An 18,138-nucleotide genomic window follows, 5' to 3' on the forward strand; every position below is an offset into this window, starting at 1 on the left:
AAAACGAACCTTACATTTTGTTCATGTTTGGTGCATTAATGCCACAACCAGGCCCGCAAAAAAGCAACGGCCCGAGCGCGCAAGCGCCCGGGCCGTGCCCATCTCAATCTTGAAACAGATTGCGATCAGTAGCGGTAATGATCCGGCTTGAACGGCCCCTCGGTGCTGACGCCGATGTAGCTGGCCTGCTTGTCGGTCAGCTTGGAGAGCGACACGCCGAGCTTGGCGAGGTGCAGCATCGCCACCTTCTCGTCGAGATGCTTCGGCAGGACATAGACCTTGTTCTCATATTTGGTCGCGCCGGTGAACAGCTCGATCTGGGCGAGCGTCTGGTTGGTGAAGCTCGCCGACATCACGAACGAGGGGTGGCCGGTCGCGCAGCCGAGGTTCACCAGGCGGCCCTTGGCGAGGATCAGGATCTGCTTGCCGTCCGGGAAGCGAACCAGATCGGTGCCGGGCTTGACCTCGGTCCACTCATAGTTGCTGAGCGCCGCGATCTGGATCTCGCTGTCGAAGTGGCCGATGTTGCAGACGATGCTCATCGGCTTCATCGCTGCCATGTGCGCGGCGGTGATCACGTCGGCATTGCCGGTCGCGGTGACGAAGATGTCGGCACGCTCGACGGCCTCTTCCATCGTCACGACCTCGAAGCCCTCCATCGCCGCCTGCAGCGCGCAGATCGGATCGACTTCGGTGACCATCACGCGCGCGCCGCCGTTGCGGAGCGACTGCGCCGAGCCCTTGCCGACATCGCCGAAGCCGGCGACGCAGGCGACCTTGCCGGCGAGCATCACGTCGGTGGCGCGACGGATCGCGTCGACCAGCGATTCCTTGCAGCCATAGAGATTGTCGAACTTCGACTTGGTGACGCTGTCGTTGACGTTGATCGCCGGGAACGGCAGCTCGCCCTTCTTGGCGATCTCGTATAGGCGGTGGACGCCGGTGGTGGTCTCTTCCGACACGCCCTTGAGGTTGCGGACGGTCGCGGTCAGGTAGCCGGGCTTGCGGGCGACGAACGCCTTGAGCGCGCGCTGGAACTCGACCTCTTCGTCATTTTCGGGCTCGGGCAGGATCGCGCCGGCCTCGATCTTGGCGCCCCACAGCGCGAACATGGTGGCGTCGCCGCCGTCGTCGAGGATGATGTTGGCGGTCTGGCCGTCGCCATTCACGTCCCAATCGAAGATCGAGCCGACATAGTCCCAGTAATCGGCGAGGCTCTCGCCCTTGATCGCGAACACGGGAACGCCCGACGCGGCGATCGCGGCAGCGGCATGGTCCTGGGTCGAGAAGATGTTGCAGGTCGCCCAGCGCAGTTCGGCGCCGAGCGCCGCCAGCGTCTCGATCAGCACGGCGGTCTGGATCGTCATGTGCAGCGAGCCGGTGATGCGCGCGCCCTTGAGCGGCTGCGATGCGCCATATTCCTCGCGCAGCGCCATCAGGCCGGGCATTTCGGTCTCGGCGATCTCGATCTCCTTGCGGCCGAAACCGGCGAGAGAGATATCGGCGACGACATAGTCGGTGTCGGGAAGAACGGAGGCAGTGGCCACGCGAGGCGCTCCTGATGCTTGACGCCGACCCAGCGACATGCGGCCGGCATAGGCCCCGCGCCCTAGCGCGAGAGGGTCGATAACGCAAATATAAAGATGTCTTTATATGTGTCGCGAAACCGTCATGCGCGATCGGTCGGCCCGGATCAGGCGTGTCCGCTGCTGGCGGAAAGCAGGCGGACATCGATGCCGCCGGACGCGAAGGCGGCCGACCAGCGATGGCCCGCCTCGCGGCCGAACAGCAGTTCGCTGCTGCCCGGCACGCAGAACCAGCCATTGGCCGCCATCTCGCCATCGAGCTGCCCGGCGCTCCAGCCAGCATAGCCCAATGCCGCGATCCAGCGGCTCGGCCCCTGCCCTTCCGCGATCGCCCGCAGCACATCCAGCGTGGAGGTCAGCCGCCAGAGCCCCTCCACGTCGATGCTGCCCTCGCCGTCCCAATCGCTCGAGTGGAGGACGAAGCCGCGATGCGGCTCCACCGGCCCGCCGACATGAAGCGGCGCGTCGGGCGCCACCCCGGGATCGATATCGAGTTGCCGCATCAGGGTATGCAGGGTGATGCCAGCAACATGCTGGCCGACGCCGATGCCGAGCGCGCCCTGCTCGTCATGATTGCACATCGCGATCACCGCGCGTTCAAACCGCGGATCGCCGATGCCAGGCATTGCGAGCAGCATCTGCCCGGTGAGGAAGCCCGTGCTGTCCATGCCTCCGCTCTAACCTGATGTCATACGATGGTCCACATCACCCTCGAAGATGGCGTTTCGTTCATGAGTTAGTAGCCACCACCGCTGCTATATGGCGGCCAACATGAGCGCGTCCCCAGCCGTATCCGTCATCGTGCCCGCCTGGGGCGTTGCCCATCTCGTCGGCGAGGCGCTGGAATCCTTACGCGCGCAGACCTTCACCGATTGGGAAGCGATCGTGGTCGATGATGGCGCGGCCGACATCGCCGATGCCGTCGCCCCCTATGCGGCGGCGGACCCGCGCATCCGTTTCTTCTCCACGCCGCGCGGCGGGGTCTCCTGTGCCCGCAACCATGCCGTCCGCCACGCCCGCGCGCCCTTGCTGTCGCTGCTCGACGGAGACGATATTTACGGGCCGGGCTATCTGGCGGCGATGGTGGCGGCGATCGCGGCCGATCCGGCGCTGGGCATGGTGACCTGCGATGCCACCTTCATCGGCCAGACCTCGCGCGCCGGCCACCGCTTTTCCGACTATCTGCCGCAAACGGGCGAGCGCACGCTCGATGCCGTGATCGGGCGCCGCTTCAACGTCTTCATCGGATCGATCATCCGGCGCGACGTGTTCGATGCGGTCGGCGGTTTCGATGAGGATCTGCCGGCGGCGGAAGATCTCGATCTGTGGATACGGATCGTGGAGCGCGGCTGGCCGATCGGCCATGTCGCGGAGCCGCTGGTGCTCTACCGGCGGCGGCCGGGCTCGCTGTCCTCCTCCGCGCTCAACCTGCGGCGCGCCGCCGCCAGGATGTACGCCAAGGCGGCGATCCGACTCGCCGGGCGTCCCGAGGCGGCCACCGCCGCCCTGTTCGCCGATCGGATGCGGGATGAGGCCGGCTGGGTCGAAGGCGAGGATCTGGTGATCGCCGGGCAGACCCGCGCCGGAATCCAGTTGCTGCGGCGCTCCCACGCTGAACGGCGATCCCGTCGCTGGCGGCTGATGATGCCCCTGTTCACCGCCCTGCCGTCGCTCGCCCGCCCGCTGCTGACCCGCCGCAGACGGCAGGAAGCCGCGGAGGCCTGAAGGCTTGGCGTTCGTGGGGGTGCTGGGCTAGGCCGTCCTTCCCACAAAAGGACTTCAGCCATGACCATCAAGATCGGCGACACGATCCCCGACGTCACCTTCACGACCATGACCGAGAACGGCCCCGAGCCGGTGGGCAAGGATTTCTTCGCCGGCAAGACCGTCGCGCTGTTCGCGGTGCCCGGCGCCTTCACGCCGACCTGCTCGGCCAAGCATCTGCCCGGTTTCATCGACAAGACGGCCGCCCTGCGGGAGAAGGGCGTCGATGCGATCGCCTGCACGTCCGTCAACGACGTGTTCGTGATGGGCGCCTGGGCCAAATCGGCCGGCGCCGGCGATGTCCTCATGCTGGCCGATGGCAATGCCGCCTTCGCCGACGCGGTGGGCCTCACCATGGACGGCGCCAAATATGGCATGGGCACCCGCAGCCAGCGTTACTCGATGCTGATCGAGGATGGCGTGGTGAAGCAGCTCAATGTCGAGGCACCGGGCGAATTCAAGGTCAGCACGGCCGACTACCTGCTCGGCCAGCTCTGACGATCGGGCGGCCGGGTCGATCGATCCGGCCGCTTCAGCCCGCGGTCCGACGCACCACGTTCATATAGTCGAACTCGGGCTCATCCTCGGCAAGCAGCCCGGATTCGCCATCCAGAGTGGCAGGCGCCAGCGTGATTCGATCGCGCCCCTCCACCTTCGAGCGATAGAGTGCGGCATCCGCCCGCTGCATCATATCCCCCAGCGTCTCGTGACGCCCCACGATCACCGCGATGCCGAAACTGGCCGTGATCGCGCAGGACGGATCGAGTTCGGGCACGGCGGTCGCCAACCCGGCGCGGACCCGCTCCATCGCCTCCACCGCCGCTTGGTCGCCGGTATCCGGCAGTACCAGCACGAACTCCTCGCCCCCCAGCCGCCCGAACAGATCGCAGCCCCGGATCGTCCCGCCGATATAGGCGGAGAAACGCTGGAGCACGATATCGCCGAGATGGTGCCCGAAGCGATCGTTGAAGGCCTTGAAGCAATCGATGTCGGCGATCACCACCGCGAGCGGTTGCGAACGCCGGATGCTCTGCGCGACGAGGGGGAGCGCCGCCTGCTCAAAGCCGCGCCGGTTGAGGATGCCCGTCAGCGGATCGCTGCCGGCGAGCTGGCTCATCCCCTCGGCCAGATCGGCCGCGAGCAGGAACATCGCGAACAGGCCGACACCGAACAGGCCGGTCGGCACGCCCATCAGCATCATCAGGCGATAGATTTCATATCCCGCATTGTGCGTCCCCGGTGGCGAGCAGAGCGCCAGCACGCCCAGCGCGATCGTATAGACGGCGAACAGCGCCAGCATCCAGAAGGCCGCCCCGCCGGTCGCCAGCCGGCCATCGCCTCGTTTCGTCCGCAACGACATGGCCGAGACGACCAGCATCGCCGAGCAGAACAGCACGATCAGCGCGCGAGTCCAATTGTCCGCATTCGAACGCAGCAGCGCCGTCGTCGAGAAGATGATCGTGACGCACGCCGCCGCCACGATCGCATCCCACCGCAAGGGCAGCCCCGCACGCCTGCGAAAGCCGAGCGCGATCAGCGCGAAGCTGCCGACCGAGCAGACCACGGAGATCAAGGTCAGTCCGGAATCGGCTGGCAGCAGCCACAGCTTGAGCAGGTTCGCGGCCCAATTCGCCGCCGACAATCCATAGGCCAGCGACCATAAGGCGGCATGGGCCTCGCGGCCGAAGCGTCGCCACGCCGCCGCCAGCGCGATGCTGAGCAACAGGCTCGTCGCCACCAGGCCAAAAAGGACGATCGCCGTCGATTCCATCGACGCTCTATTCCGCCGACGCGATGAAGGAATTGCTAAATTTCCCCGGCAAAGCCGTCAATCGGCGAGAAACCGCGCGATCGATTCGCCCAGCCCCTTGTGGGTCACCGCACTCATGTGATTGCCGGCGATGATAGCGTGAACGCCATGGGGAAGAGCCGCCGCCAGTTCCGCCGCCGATCCGTTGTCGTCATCGTCCTTGCCGGCGACGACCAGCACCGGCATCGCGCATGTCTCCACGACGTCCAGCGGCGTGTCGGTGAAGGTGTCGAGGACGTGCAGCAGCGCGATCGGATCGCCGCCCACCGTCTTGAGGAAAGCCTCCGCCATCCATTCGGGCGATCCGCGCTCGAAGCCGCCGAGGTTGGTGAGGATCGTCCGGAAATGGCCGCCACGCCCGGCGGTGTGGACGATCCCCTCCAGCCCCATGCCGCCGACGATCGCCTTGCCCGGGGTCGCGCCGCGCGCGAGCATCCGCATCGTCGTCCGCCCGCCCAGCGAATAGCCGCCGAGATCATAGTCGATGAGCCCCAGATGGGCGATCAGCGCGAGCCCGTCGTCGGCGAGTGCATCCCTGGGATAGGCGGCGGGATCGTGCGACTTGGTGCTATCGCCGTGGCCACGCAGATCCGGCATGATCACCCGGAAGCCTTCGGCGGCAACGCGCGCCGCATGGCCATAACGCACCCAGTTGACCATCGCGGTCGAGAAGAAGCCGTGGATCAGGATCACCGGCCGGCCTTCGCCGATCTCCCGATAGGCGATCTCCTCGCCGTCGAAGCTGGTGAAACGGTGGACGGGCAGATCAGTCGGGGAGCTTGCCAAGGGCGTTCATCCAGCGATCGACGGCCGGCGCATGGTGATCGAGGCGGCGGGCCGGCAGATGGGACACATCCATCCACGCCTCCAACGCGGTCTCGATCGAGACGTTGGAGGCAGGACGGAAACGGGTGGGCTCGTCGAACGAGCCGACGGTCAGGTCCATATTCGCGCCGCCGAGGAATTGGAAGCCGAGCGCGGGCCGCATGGCGCCCAGAAAGGCCTTTTCGCGATTGGCGTTTGGCGACCGGCGTTTGGAGATCGGGGCAGGACGGGCACCACCCATCCTGTCGCGATGCCGCTCACGTTGACGCGGCGCGGAAGCGAGCAGAGAGGCGATGACATTATGGCCGATGGCGCCACTGCTTGGCGGATTTCACCAACCGCAAATTCGGGTCGCGACCGAGAAACCGCGGAACCTGGGCTTTCCGGCATTTGGCACGCCCCCTGCAATATCGGAGGCATGACAGCGGGCAAGCCCCCGCACGAAAGACGGAGCACCCACGATGTCCCACAGCGCAGCCCCCGAAACCGCCGCCAAGAAAGACAATCTGCTCGGCATCTGCCACGCCATCGGCGAGGATTTCGGCTTCAATCCCTTCCTGCTGCGCGTGTCGCTCGCGGTGGCGATCATCTTCAGCCCCGAATGGACGCTCGCCGCCTATGCCGCGATGGGCGTCGCGGTGCTCGCGAGCCGCCTGCTGGTCCGGACGCCCCGCAAGGCCAAGCCGCAGCCGAGCGCCGCCACGGCCGTCATCCCGGTGCCGATCGAGGATGGACGGGAATTGGCTCTGGCCGCGTGAACCGCTAGCGGGGCGCCATGCTCCCGCTGATCGCCGCGCTGCTGCTTTCGTCGTCCGTCGATCCTCTCGCCGGGATCGATGGACTGCACATCGCCTATTACGACGTGCGAGGAAACAGCTGGCCGGCGATCGGCCGCTCCATCGCCACGCAAGGCATGGGCCGCGCCGGAGGCCTGGAAATCGCGGCGCGCACGAGCTGGCGAGTGCGCTGGCAGGCCGATTCGCTGGTGTCGGGCAAGAGCTGCCGCGTCGTCGGCGCCAAGCTCGATTATGCGATCACCGTCATGCTGCCGCGCCTGCGCGATCAGGACCGCCTCGATCCCGCGCTCCGCCGGCGCTGGCAGACCTATCTCGGCGAGTTGAAGGCGCATGAGGCGGGCCATGCCCGCTACGCCTCGCTCCATATCGACGACGTGAAGCGCGCGGTGCTGGCCAGCGACTGCGCGCATGTCCGCCAGAATGGGCAGCACGCGATCGATGCGATCAACCGCTGGGAAACCCGCTACGACATGCTGACCCGGCACGGCGCGATGCAATCCAAGGCACCGCCCGTCCGATAACGCCGGCCGGCGGAACGATGCCGCCCGAAGCCGGCATCGTTCCGTTCGATCAGGCCGCCTTCTTGAGGTGGCGGCGGCCGAGCAGTTCGGCGATCTGCACCGCGTTGAGCGCCGCGCCCTTGCGGAGATTGTCGCTGACGCACCACAGCACGAGCCCGTTCTCGACGGTGGGATCCTCGCGCACGCGGCTGACGAAGGTGGCGAAATCGCCGACGCACTCGACCGGCGTGATATAGCCACCATCCTCGCGCTTATCGATCAGCATGATGCCCGGCGCCTCGCGCAGGATCTTCTGCGCGTCGGTGGCGGAGAGCTCATTCTCCATCTCGATGGTGATCGCCTCGGAATGGCCGACGAACACCGGCACGCGCACGCAGGTGGCGACCACCTTGATCTTGGGATCGAGGATCTTCTTGGTCTCGACCACCATCTTCCACTCTTCCTTGGTGAAGCCGTCATCCAGGAAGCTGTCGATGTGGGGGATCACGTTGAACGCGATCTGCTTGGTGAACTTGTGCGGCTCGGCGGAGTCGCCGACGAAGATGTTGCGGCTCTGCGAGAACAGCTCGTCCATCCCCGCCTTGCCGGCGCCCGACACCGACTGGTAGGTCGAGACGACGACGCGGGTGATCTTGGCGGCATCGTGGATCGGCTTCAGCGCCACCACCATCTGCGCGGTCGAGCAGTTCGGGTTGGCGATGATGTTCTTCTTGGCATAGCCGTCGATCGCCTCGGGGTTCACCTCGGGCACGATCAGCGGCACGTCGGGGTCCATGCGGTAGAGCGACGAATTGTCGATCACCGTGCAGCCGGCGGCGGCGAAGCGCGGCGCGTGGATCTTAGTCGCTTCCGAGCCGATCGCGAACAGCGCCATGTCCCAACCGGTCGGATCGAAATGCTCGATATTCTTGATGGTGAGCATCTTGCCGGTGTCGCCGAACTCGACCTGATTGCCCTGCGAACGGGACGATGCGACCACCGCGATCTCGTCGATCGGGAACTCGCGCTCGGCGAGAATGGCGAGCATTTCACGCCCGACATTGCCGGTAGCACCCGCGACAACGACACGGTAACCCATCTCAGTCCTTTCGATAATCCGATGTGCAAATGTTGCGCGCGGTCCCTTAGGCCCTTTGCGCTTATTGTCCAAGCCTTGCCGGCTTGGGCGCGCCTTAGCTGGGCTTTCGCGCGGCTGGAGGGCTGGCCCCAATCTGCTTCGTTCGGGACAGTATCCGACGTAACGCCATCTCGGCTCAGCCGCCTTCCGGCATCCCAGCGAAAGCCAGGACGAGGGCTAGGAGCGATCAAGGCACCGGCGTGGTGTGCAGCACCTTCTCGTCCAGGAAGCGCTCCATCGTCTTCTGGACGTGCGCCTGCCTGCCCTCGCCCGCAATATGGTGGGTCTGGCCGACATAGAGCATCATGTCGAACGGCGTGTCGGTCTCCTGCAATCGATTGATCAGCGCGGCGGAGTTTTCGAACACGACATTGTCGTCGCTCAGCCCGTGCATCAGCAGCATCGGCGTGGCGATCTTCGGCGCGTCGGCCATCGCGTCCGAGCCTGCATAGACCTTCGGATCGGTCGCCGGATTGCCGAGATAGCGCTCGGTATAATGGGTGTCGTACAATTCCCACTTCGTCACCGGCGCGCCGGCGATGCCGGCCGCATAGAGCCCCGGCGGCGCCTTCTCGAGCATTTTGAGCGTCATGTAGCCGCCATAGGACCAGCCCGAGATCGCGATCTTGGCGGGATCGACATAGGCCTGCTTCTGCAACCAGCGCGCGGCGGTGGCCTGGTCCTCGACCTCGACGCTGCCCATCGCGTGATATATCTGGTTCTCGAACGCGGTGCCGCGGTTGGGCGAGCCGCGATTGTCGATCTGGAAGTAGATCCAGCCCTTCGACACCCAATATTGCGGCATCGGCCCCATCCAGCTGCGCTTGACCTGCTGCGCGCCCGGGCCGCCATAATGCTCGAAGAACACCGGATAATGCTGGCCCGGCTGGAGCACCGGCGTGATCATCTCATAGTGCAGCACCGATCCATCGGCCGCGGTCAGCGTGCCGTAGGAAACCGGCCGGTGCGCGGCGAGATAGGGGGCATAAGGATGGCTCGCGTCCAGCCGGTTCTCCTCGATCCAGGCGATCCTCTTTCCCGCCGTGTCGGCGAGATAGACCTGCGCCGGCTGGCTCGGCGAGGATCGGGTGACGAGCATGTGGGTGCCCGCCTTGTCCATTACCGCCTCGTTCCAGTAGCCGCGCTCGGTCAACCGCTGCGGCTCGCCGGGATGGAGATAGTCGATCGTGTAGAGCTGGCTTTCCAGCACATCGTCCTTGTTGGCGAGAAAGAACAGCCGATGGCTGGCCTCGTCGACGCCGACCAGCCCGGTATGGGCAGACTGGCCGTTCATCTCGACCGACCAGTCGCCATGGGTCAGCGGCGTCCATTTCCCGTCGGCGAAGCGATAGAGATGGAGGAAGCCCGAGCGCGCCGAGCCCCAGATCAGGCTGCCGTCCTTCAGCGGGCGGAAATCGTCGTTGAGGTTCACCCAGGTCTTGGATCGCTCGGTGAACAGGATCTTCGCGGCGCCGGTTGCCGGATCGACGGCGAGCATGTCGAGCGTCTTCTGGTCGCGGCTCTGGCGCTGGACGTAGAGCGTGCGGCCATCCTCGGACCAGTCGACGCGGCCGACATAGATGTCCGGATCGGCGCCGAGATCGACCTTGACGCGATGCGATCCGTCCGCCGCCGTCACCGACAGCGAGACGGTGACGTTGGGGGTGCCGGCGGCGGGGTAGCGCTGGTCGAAGGTCTTGGTGCCGTCGGCGCCGATCGCGGCGCGGGTGACGGTGTTGAGCTTCGCCTCGTCATAGCATTCGACCGCGACATGCGCGTCGCCCGGCGCCCACCAGGTGCCGGTGTCGCGATCCATCTCCTCTTGCGCGACGAACTCGGCGGTGCCGCAGGTGACGGTGCCGCCGCCCTCCTGGGTGAGCTGCCGCTCGCGGCCGGAGGCGAGATCGATCGCGAACAGATTCTGGTCGCGCACGAAGCTGACGAAGCGGCCACCTTCGGAGACATGGGCGTCGATCTCGGACTGCGGCGTGTCGGTCAGCCGTCGCACGCTGCCGTCGAGCTTCGCCAGATAGAGATCGCCGTCGATCGGCACGAGCACCGACTTGCCGTCGGGCGCCCAGTCATATTCGACGATGCCCTTGGTGCCGCCGACGCGGGCGCGTTCGCGGCGCATCTTCTCGGCCTCGCTGAGCACAGCACCCGAGCCGACCTTCTTGCTGTCGACCAGCATCCGCTCGGCGCCGGTGGTGGTATCCACCGCCCACAGATCATAGCGCTCGCGATCGTCGGTGCGCGGCTTGAGCAGGGTCGCCAGCTTGCCGTCCGGCGACAGGCGGACGGCGCGTGGCGTCGGCCCGGACAGCGACGGACTGGCGAAGATCCGGTCGATGGTCAGCGGCTGCTGGGGGACGGCCGGGATCGGCGCGGCGGCGAGGAGCAGCGGCAGGGCCGCAAAGGCAAGGAAACGCATGGCGCTTCTTGGGCCATGCGACGCCCCGCAGCAAGACATCTGGTCGAGAGGCCCGTTGCTGGGTTAGCATCGGGCGAACCGGCACGGCACAAGGATATGAGCATGGCCCACCGCACCCTGATCGCCACCACGGCGGCTGCGATCGTACCGGCCGCGCTGATGGCCGCGCCGACCTTCGCGAAACCGTCACCCGCTACCCCGACCGCAACCGCGTTCAAGATCGGAGCATTCACGGCCTATGCCCTGCGCGACATGCTGAACGTCGTGCCCAATGACGGCAGCGTGCTCGGCGTCGGCCAGCCAGTTCCGGCCATCTCCCAAATACTCGCCGACGCCCATGCGCCGACCGACCAGATCGCGCTCGGCGTCGATGCGCTGCTGGTTGAGATGCCAGGGCATGTCGTGCTGCTCGATACCGGCCTCGGCCCCAAGGTGGGCGGCGTGCTGCCGCTCAGCCTGCTCGACGCGCATGTCGAGCCCGGCCAGGTGACGGACGTGCTGATCACCCATTCCCACCCCGACCATATCGGCGGGCTGGTGACCAAGGAGGGCGGCCTCGCCTTCCCCAATGCGACGATCCGCATGTCGGCGCCGGAATGGGCGTTCCTGCAATCGAAGGGCGGCGCGATCGCGACGGTCATCGCCACCAAGGTGCGGACCTTCGCGCCCGGCGCCGAAGTGATCCCCGGTATCCGTTCGGTGCCGCTGCCCGGCCATACGCCGGGCCATTCGGGCTATGAGATCAGCTCCGGCAAGACCCGGCTGCTCGATATCGGGGATACCGCGCACAGCGCCATCGTGTCGCTCGCCAAGCCCGGCTGGACGATCGCCTACGATACCGACGCGGCCGAGGGACGCGCCACCCGCGAGGCGGAACTCGCCCGCCTCGCCGCCAGCCACGAGCGCATCTTCGCGCCGCACTTCCCGTTTCCGGGTGTCGGGTTCGTGGTAAAGGCCGGCGATGGCTATAGCTGGGTGCCTAAGCTGCCCTGAGAGACGGCGGGGGAGCGCAACTCGCCTCGCCTCTTCTCGATCTCCATTCGCAACACCCGTTCAGCCTGAGCGCCGTCGAAGGCCATGCCCCCATAGCTGCACTTCGACTTCGCTCGGCGCGAACGGAGGACGAAGGAAGTGCCCCATCACGCAGTCGGCGCAAACAGAAAGGGCGCCGGCAGTATCCTGCCGACGCCCTTTCCGAAACTCTCGCGGAGTAAGGCTCAGGCCTTGGTCTTCTCGCGATTGTCCTTGCGCTCGGCGATACGTGCCGACTTGCCGGTGCGGCCACGCAGATAATAGAGCTTCGCGCGACGCACGACACCGCGACGCACGACCTCGATCGAGTCGACGTTGGGCGAGTAAAGCGGGAAGACGCGCTCGACACCCTCGCCGAACGAGATCTTGCGGACGGTGAAGCTCGAACCCATGCCCTTGTTGGCGCGGGCGATGCACACGCCTTCGAAATTCTGGACACGGGTGCGTTCGCCTTCGACGACGCGCACGCCGACGCGCAGCGTGTCACCCGGGCGGAACACCGGAATCTTCTTGGTCTCGTTGAAGTGCGCGATGGCCTCGGCCTCGAGCGTCTGGATCAGGTTCATGACTTGTCAGTCCCGTCTTTGTGCCGCGCGCCAGAGGGCGACTGGATCCGAACGCCCTCGTGGCGCTCCCAAAGATCCGGCCGCCTTAGCCGTGTGATGGTCTCGGCCTCGCGCTTCCGCCAGGCGTCGATCCTCGCATGATCCCCCGATCGCAGCACTTCGGGGATCGTGCGCCCCTCCCACTCGGTGGGACGGGTATAATGTGGATATTCGAGCAGCCCCGTTTCGAAGCTCTCATCGTCTCCGCTCGAAGCGGCGCCCATTACGCCGGGAAGCAGCCGGATGCAAGCGTCGAGCAGCGTCAATGCCGCCATTTCGCCGCCCGAGAGGATATAGTCGCCGATCGAGACCTCCTCGATGGCGCGGGCATCGAACAGGCGCTGGTCGATTCCCTCGAACCGGCCGCACAGGATGATCGCGCCGGGACCGTCCGCCAGCGCACGGACGCGCCCCTGGGTGAGCGGGGCGCCGCGCGGCGTCATCGCGAGGACCGGCACGCCCGGATAGCGCGCGGTGGTCGCATCGAGCGCGCTCGCCAGCACATCGGCGCGCATCACCATGCCCGCGCCGCCGCCGGATGGCGTATCGTCCACCGACCGGTGCCGGTCGGTCGCGAAATCGCGGATCTGCACGGCGTCGAGCGACCATTTCCCCTCGGCCATCGCCCGGCCGGCCAGGCTGATGCCGAGCGGCCCGGGGAACATCTCCGGATACAGGGTCAGGATCGTCGCCGCGAAGCTCATCGGCGGCGGAAGACGAGGCGGATGAGCATCCCTGCGAACAGCAGCCCGATCAGCCACAGCACCGCATAGGCGATCGCGAAACGCCCGATCGGCAGGAGCATACTCGCTTTGAACGGCATGCCGGTGTCGTGCAGGAACTGCACATAGGTGCCGACGAACGCATAGACGACCAGCAGGAAGAACAGGATCGGCACCGGCGCCGGGGCGATCCAGCGATAGAGCCGCAGCCTTGCCGGGAAACGGCGGCCGACAAGCAGGATCAGCCCAGCGGTGAAGGCCGCCTGCAACGCCAGCACGATCAGGAAATAGGAGGTGGCTGGATTCATCTCAGGCTTCCACGAATTCGGCATGGACGCGGATCGGCGGGCCGAGATCGTCCACCCCGGCCTTGATCGGCACGAGGAAGCGCTTGCCGTCCGGCCGCTCGATCTCGATCAGATCACCGGCGCCGTAATCGACCACGTCGACGATCCGACCGAGTTCGTCCCCCGCGGTGGAGACGGCGGGTTCGCCGATCAGATCGGCATGATAATATTCGTCGTCGCCCAGATCGGGCAGCGACGCGCGCGGCACAGCGATCTGGGTGCCACGCATCGCTTCCGCGGCGTTGCGATCGGTGACTTCCGCGAAGCGCGCGACCGCGCCGTTCGGGCCGGGGCGCACCGACTTGAGCGTCAGCGGACGCCCATTGCCGGTCAGCGCGGGATAGCGCGCGAGATCGTCGGTAAAGAGCTTGAGGCGAACCTCACCCGTGATCCCATGCGCGCCGACCACGGCAGCGAGGATGACCAGTTTCTCAGAGTTTTCAGCCACTCAGGGCTCCGTTCGTGCTGAGCCTGTCGAAGCACGTGCCCCACACCCAGCGATGGCTGCACGTCCTTCGACAGGCTCAGGACGAACGGTGGGAAAGGAAAGCGCCCGCCACCCTATCGAGATGACGGGCGCCCGAAGCATCACGCCTCGGTGGTTTCCTCGGCAGCAACCTCGGCAGCCGGCTCTTCCTTCGGCTTGGCAGCCTCGGCAGCGGCTTCGGCGGCGGCAGCGGCCTTCGAGGCACGCTCCTCGGCGCGCTCCTTGGCCTTCTCGCCCTGCTCGCCCTTCTTCGGGTTGTTGCGCGCGGCACGCTCGAGAACGCCAGCGGCGTCGAGGAAGCGGGCGACACGATCGGTCGGCTGCGCGCCCACCGAGATCCAGTGCTTGGCACGCTCGGTGTCAAGCACCACGCGCTTCTCGTCATCCTTGGCGAGCATCGGGTTGTAGGTGCCGATCTTCTCCAGGAAGTGGCCGTCGCGCGGCGCCGTCGAGTTGGCGACGACGATACGGTAATAAGGGCGCTTCTTGGAGCCACCACGCGACAGACGGATCGAAACGGACATTTGGGTCTTCCTTCTTGCTATCTTAATCCGTCATCCCGGACTTGATCCGGGATCAGGGGCTTCGGGCGATGACGCCTGCGGCTCCGGATCCTGACTTTCGTCAGGATGACGATGGGTTTGGTTTAACTCATTTCTTCTTCATGAAATTCTGAAAGCCGGGGGGCAGTTGCTGGCCACCGGGAAGGCCGGGCAGACCACCGCCGCCGCCGCCGCCGCCGCCGAAGCCGGGAGGCAGGTCGCCACCGGGTCCGCCGGCACCGCCGAGGCCACCCATGCCGCCGCCACCCTTGCCGAACATGGCCGCGAGCCCCTTGAGGCCGCCCATCTTCTTCATCTTCTTCATCATCGTCGCCATTTCCTGATGCATCTTCAGGATCTTGTTGACCTCCTGCACGGTGGTGCCGGAGCCCTTGGCGACGCGGATCTTGCGCTTGGCGTTGAGCAGCTCGGGCTTGGCGCGCTCCTTGGGCGTCATCGAGCCGATGATCGCGTCCATGTGAACCAAGACCTTGTCGTCGACCTGGCCGTTGGCCATCGCGTTCTTCACCTTGGCGATGCCCGGCAGCATCGAGGCGAGCGCGCCGAGGCCGCCCATCTTGCGCATCTGGTTGAGCTGGCCACGCAGGTCGTTGAGATCGAACTGCCCCTTGGCCATGCGCTCGGCGAGCTTCTCGGCATCCTCCTGCTTGATCGTCTCCGCGGCGCGCTCGACCAGCGACACGACGTCGCCCATGCCGAGGATGCGGCCGGCGACACGGCCCGGCTGGAACAGCTCGAGCCCGTCGAGCTTCTCGCCGGTGCCGACGAACTTGATCGGCTTGCCAGTGACGGCACGCATCGACAGCGCCGCGCCGCCGCGGGCATCGCCGTCCATGCGGGTGAGCACCACGCCGGTCAGCGGCACCTGCTCGGAAAAGCTTTTCGCGACGTTGACGGCGTCCTGGCCGGTCAGCGAGTCGACCACCAGCAGGATCTCGTTGGGGGTCGCGACGTCGGCGACCGCCTTCATCTCGTCCATCAGCGCCTGGTCGACGTGGAGACGGCCGGCAGTGTCGAGCATCAGCACGTCGAAGCCCTGGAGCTTCGCGGCGTTGAGCGCGCGGCGGGCGATGTCGACCGGCTGCTGGCCCTGCACGATCGGCAGCGTGGCGACGTCCGCCTGGGTGCCGAGCACCGCCAGCTGCTCCTGCGCGGCCGGGCGATTGACGTCGAGCGACGCCATCAGCACCTTCTTGGCGCCCTTCTGCTTCAGGCGCCGCGCGATCTTGGCGGTGCTGGTGGTCTTGCCCGAGCCCTGCAGGCCGACCATCATCACGATCGCGGGCGGCGTCACGCCGAGTTCGAGATCGGAGGCTTCCGAACCCAGCATCTCGGTGAGCGCGTCGTTGACGATCTTGACGACCTGCTGGCCCGGCGTGATCGACTTCAGCACCGACTGGCCGACGGCCGCCTCGGTCACCTTGTCGATGAAATCGCGCACCACCGGCAGCGCGACGTCGGCCTCGAGCAACGCAATGCGAACCTCGCGCATCGCCTGGCGCACATCGGCCTCGTTGAGCGCACCACGACCACGCAGGCGATCGAAAACGCCACCCAGCCTTTCGCTCAGACTCTCGAACATGCGCCACACTCCATAGCCGCTCGGATGTCGCGATAGCCTCAACGCACAAAGCGCCGGCGGGCGAAACTCGCCGGCCGGCGGGCACGACCCTCAAAAGGATCGGTGCTGGAGCCATCACGATCCTTGCGGAACGATCGCGGCGGCAGTTAGCCGAGCGCGCGTCCAAACGCAAGCCGAAGTCGAGCGCGGGCGTATCGGCCCGGCGAATGCGGCGATCTTTACGGCTTCTACACGCTTTACGACGAAGACGGACCTTGCCGAAACAGGGAATTGGCAGGGATTTGGCAGGGATGGCGAAGCGACGGGCCGACGATAATTACGCCGCAAGGGCGGTGAGCCGGGCTCGGCGCGATCTCGTCACCGGCGGAATCGTGCTGGCGGGCATCGTCATATTTGCGGGCAGCGGCTGGCATTATGTCGGCTCGCTGGAGAATCTGCTCGGCCGCACCAGCCACGCACGGGATATCGGCTCGAGCGATCGCATGCTGATCGCGGGGATGCTGCTGAACCTCGCGCTGATCCTGTTCGGCTGGCGCCGCTATCGCGATCTCGTCACCACCAGCAGCCAGCGCGACGAGGCCGAGGCCCGCGCGACCACGCTCGCGCGCACCGATGACCTGACCGGCTTCCTCAACCGCCGGTCGCTTGCTGAGGAAGGCGCCGCGATGATCGCGCAGGCGATGCGGCGTGACAAGGCGGTGGCATTGCTGATCGTCGATCTGGATCATTTCAAGACCGTCAACGAGATGCACGGCCATCTCGCAGGCGACACCATCCTGCGCGCAGCGGCCGACATCATCCGCAAGGCCCTGCCCGCATCCGCGGTTTCCGGCCGGCTCGATGGCGACGAGTTCGCGGTGCTGCTGCCATTCGATGCGCGCCACACCAGTACGGTCGATTCGATCGCCGACTATATCGTCGGCGCACTCGGCCAGCCGCTCATCACCAAGACCGTCACCGCTCATATCGGCGCCTCGATCGGCATCGCCCGTTCCGAATCCGATTGCCACTCGGTCGAAGCGCTGCTGCGCCGCGCCAACATCGCCATGCACGCCGCCAAGGGCGCCGGACGGGGCCGCCACGCCTGGTTCGATGCGACGATGGAGCGCGAGCTGGTCAGCCGCAACGCGGTCGAGGCGGGCCTGCGCGAAGGCATCCCGCTCGGCCAGTTCGTGCCCTATTACGAACCGCAGATCGATCTCGAAACCGGCAAGATCATCGGCTTCGAGGTACTCGCCCGCTGGGAGCATCCGACCCGCGGCGTGATCCCGCCCGACAATTTCATTCCCGTGGCCGAGGAATGCGGGCTGATCGCGGACATGTCCGTCTCGGTGATGCGCCGCGCCTTCCTGGAGGCGCGTGACTGGGATCCCAGCATCACCCTGTCGGTGAACATCGCGCCGGCCCAGCTGAAAGACCCGTGGCTGGCGCAGAAGATCGTCAAGCTGCTGGTCGAGACCGGCTATCCTGCCAACCGGCTGGAGATCGAGATCACCGAAAGCTCGCTGTTCCAGAATCTCAGTCTCGCTCAGTCGATCGTCGGCAGCCTTAAGAATCAGGGCATCCGCCTCGCGCTGGACGATTTCGGCACCGGCTATTCCTCGCTCGCCCATCTGCGCGCGCTGCCCTTCGATCGCATCAAGATCGACAAGAGCTTCGTGACGGCGATGAACAAGGATCCGGAATCGGCCGCGATCGTCAACGCCATCTCGCGGCTCGGCGAAAGCCTCAACCTGCCGATCACGGCAGAGGGCATCGAGGACCAGGGCATCTACGACAGCCTGCGCAAGATGGGCTGCAACAAGGGCCAGGGCTGGCATTTCGGCAAGCCGATGGCGATCGCCGCCACCCGCCGCCTGTTGGCGGAAGCCGGCCTGCTGCCGAGCGCGCGCGGCCCGCTGCCCGACGAAGGGCTCGCCCAGAAGCGCGCCTGACCGTCCGCACTGGTG

Annotated in this window: 19 protein-coding genes; 6 read left to right on the plus strand and 13 right to left on the minus strand. The window is 66.2% G+C overall.

Features of this window, described 5'->3' with window-relative positions; all coding sequences use genetic code 11:
* Nucleotides 1–125 precede the first annotated feature (125 nt).
* Complete coding sequence (gene ahcY / locus PBT88_RS14630; protein WP_270076061.1) at nt 126–1,547, minus strand: adenosylhomocysteinase; 1,422 nt, start codon at nt 1,545–1,547, stop codon at nt 126–128.
* Nucleotides 1,548–1,693: 146 nt separating this feature from the next.
* Nucleotides 1,694–2,254: a YqgE/AlgH family protein gene (locus PBT88_RS14635; protein ID WP_270076062.1), complete on the minus strand. Its 561-nt coding sequence runs from the start codon at nt 2,252–2,254 to the stop codon at nt 1,694–1,696.
* Between the two features lie 103 nt (nt 2,255–2,357).
* Between PBT88_RS14635 and PBT88_RS14640 the strand changes: the two genes are divergently transcribed.
* Nucleotides 2,358–3,311 (plus strand): glycosyltransferase family A protein, encoded by a 954-nt coding sequence (locus tag PBT88_RS14640; protein WP_270076063.1) that lies wholly within the window; start codon nt 2,358–2,360, stop codon nt 3,309–3,311.
* A gap of 60 nt (nt 3,312–3,371) precedes the next feature.
* Nucleotides 3,372–3,848 (plus strand): peroxiredoxin, encoded by a 477-nt coding sequence (locus PBT88_RS14645; protein ID WP_270076064.1) that lies wholly within the window; start codon nt 3,372–3,374, stop codon nt 3,846–3,848.
* A 34-nt stretch (nt 3,849–3,882) separates the two neighbouring features.
* Here the strand turns inward: PBT88_RS14645 and PBT88_RS14650 are convergent, their stop codons facing one another.
* From PBT88_RS14650 to PBT88_RS14660, 3 genes are all read right to left on the minus strand, one after another.
* Nucleotides 3,883–5,088, minus strand: a complete 1,206-nt coding sequence (locus PBT88_RS14650; RefSeq protein WP_270076065.1) for a GGDEF domain-containing protein — start codon at nt 5,086–5,088, stop codon at nt 3,883–3,885.
* Between the two features lie 90 nt (nt 5,089–5,178).
* Entirely contained in the window at nt 5,179–5,946 is a 768-nt protein-coding gene (locus PBT88_RS14655; protein WP_270076066.1) for an alpha/beta fold hydrolase, read from the minus strand.
* Nucleotides 5,927–6,148 carry a hypothetical protein gene (locus PBT88_RS14660; RefSeq protein ID WP_270076067.1) on the minus strand — a complete coding sequence of 74 codons (222 nt, stop codon included), beginning with the start codon at nt 6,146–6,148 and terminating at the stop codon, nt 5,927–5,929. Before PBT88_RS14660 ends, PBT88_RS14655 begins: the two co-directional genes overlap by 20 nt.
* 298 nt (nt 6,149–6,446) lie before the next feature.
* Between PBT88_RS14660 and PBT88_RS14665 the strand changes: the two genes are divergently transcribed.
* A complete protein-coding gene (locus tag PBT88_RS14665; RefSeq protein WP_270076068.1) occupies nt 6,447–6,743 on the plus strand; it encodes a PspC domain-containing protein in 297 nt (98 codons plus the stop codon).
* Nucleotides 6,744–6,760: 17 nt separating this feature from the next.
* A complete protein-coding gene (locus tag PBT88_RS14670) occupies nt 6,761–7,303 on the plus strand; it encodes a DUF922 domain-containing protein (RefSeq protein ID WP_270076069.1) in 543 nt (180 codons plus the stop codon).
* A 49-nt stretch (nt 7,304–7,352) separates the two neighbouring features.
* Here the strand turns inward: PBT88_RS14670 and PBT88_RS14675 are convergent, their stop codons facing one another.
* Nucleotides 7,353–8,381, minus strand: coding sequence for an aspartate-semialdehyde dehydrogenase (locus PBT88_RS14675; RefSeq protein ID WP_270076070.1), 1,029 nt, complete (start codon nt 8,379–8,381; stop codon nt 7,353–7,355).
* 226 nt (nt 8,382–8,607) lie between these two features.
* Nucleotides 8,608–10,851, minus strand: a complete 2,244-nt coding sequence (locus PBT88_RS14680; protein ID WP_270076071.1) for a S9 family peptidase — start codon at nt 10,849–10,851, stop codon at nt 8,608–8,610.
* Between the two features lie 102 nt (nt 10,852–10,953).
* Here PBT88_RS14680 and PBT88_RS14685 point away from each other — a divergent pair, with 102 nt between their 5' ends.
* Nucleotides 10,954–11,844 (plus strand): MBL fold metallo-hydrolase, encoded by an 891-nt coding sequence (locus PBT88_RS14685; RefSeq protein ID WP_270076072.1) that lies wholly within the window; start codon nt 10,954–10,956, stop codon nt 11,842–11,844.
* Nucleotides 11,845–12,068: 224 nt separating this feature from the next.
* Here the strand turns inward: PBT88_RS14685 and rplS are convergent, their stop codons facing one another.
* The 6 genes from rplS to ffh all read right to left on the minus strand — a co-directional run bounded on the left by rplS (nt 12,069) and on the right by ffh (nt 16,189).
* Nucleotides 12,069–12,449, minus strand: a complete 381-nt coding sequence (gene rplS / locus PBT88_RS14690) for a 50S ribosomal protein L19 (RefSeq protein WP_270076073.1) — start codon at nt 12,447–12,449, stop codon at nt 12,069–12,071.
* Nucleotides 12,446–13,192: a tRNA (guanosine(37)-N1)-methyltransferase TrmD gene (gene trmD / locus PBT88_RS14695; RefSeq protein WP_270076074.1), complete on the minus strand. Its 747-nt coding sequence runs from the start codon at nt 13,190–13,192 to the stop codon at nt 12,446–12,448. Before trmD ends, rplS begins: the two co-directional genes overlap by 4 nt.
* The gene (locus tag PBT88_RS14700) at nt 13,189–13,518 is read right to left on the minus strand and encodes a hypothetical protein (RefSeq protein WP_270076075.1); all 330 of its coding nucleotides are present in this window, start codon (nt 13,516–13,518) and stop codon (nt 13,189–13,191) included. Before PBT88_RS14700 ends, trmD begins: the two co-directional genes overlap by 4 nt.
* Before the next feature lies 1 nt (nt 13,519).
* Nucleotides 13,520–14,005 (minus strand): ribosome maturation factor RimM, encoded by a 486-nt coding sequence (rimM, locus tag PBT88_RS14705; protein WP_270076076.1) that lies wholly within the window; start codon nt 14,003–14,005, stop codon nt 13,520–13,522.
* A gap of 140 nt (nt 14,006–14,145) precedes the next feature.
* Nucleotides 14,146–14,568: a 30S ribosomal protein S16 gene (gene rpsP, locus PBT88_RS14710; protein WP_270076077.1), complete on the minus strand. Its 423-nt coding sequence runs from the start codon at nt 14,566–14,568 to the stop codon at nt 14,146–14,148.
* 127 nt (nt 14,569–14,695) lie between these two features.
* Nucleotides 14,696–16,189 carry a signal recognition particle protein gene (gene ffh, locus PBT88_RS14715; RefSeq protein WP_270076078.1) on the minus strand — a complete coding sequence of 498 codons (1,494 nt, stop codon included), beginning with the start codon at nt 16,187–16,189 and terminating at the stop codon, nt 14,696–14,698.
* Nucleotides 16,190–16,479: 290 nt separating this feature from the next.
* Between ffh and PBT88_RS14720 the strand changes: the two genes are divergently transcribed.
* Nucleotides 16,480–18,123 carry a putative bifunctional diguanylate cyclase/phosphodiesterase gene (locus PBT88_RS14720; protein ID WP_270076079.1) on the plus strand — a complete coding sequence of 548 codons (1,644 nt, stop codon included), beginning with the start codon at nt 16,480–16,482 and terminating at the stop codon, nt 18,121–18,123.
* The last annotated feature ends 15 nt before the right edge of the window (nt 18,124–18,138 follow it).

Origin of the sequence: Sphingomonas abietis (assembly GCF_027625475.1) — a bacterium.
Classification (GTDB): Bacteria; Pseudomonadota; Alphaproteobacteria; order Sphingomonadales; family Sphingomonadaceae; genus Solisphingomonas; species Solisphingomonas abietis.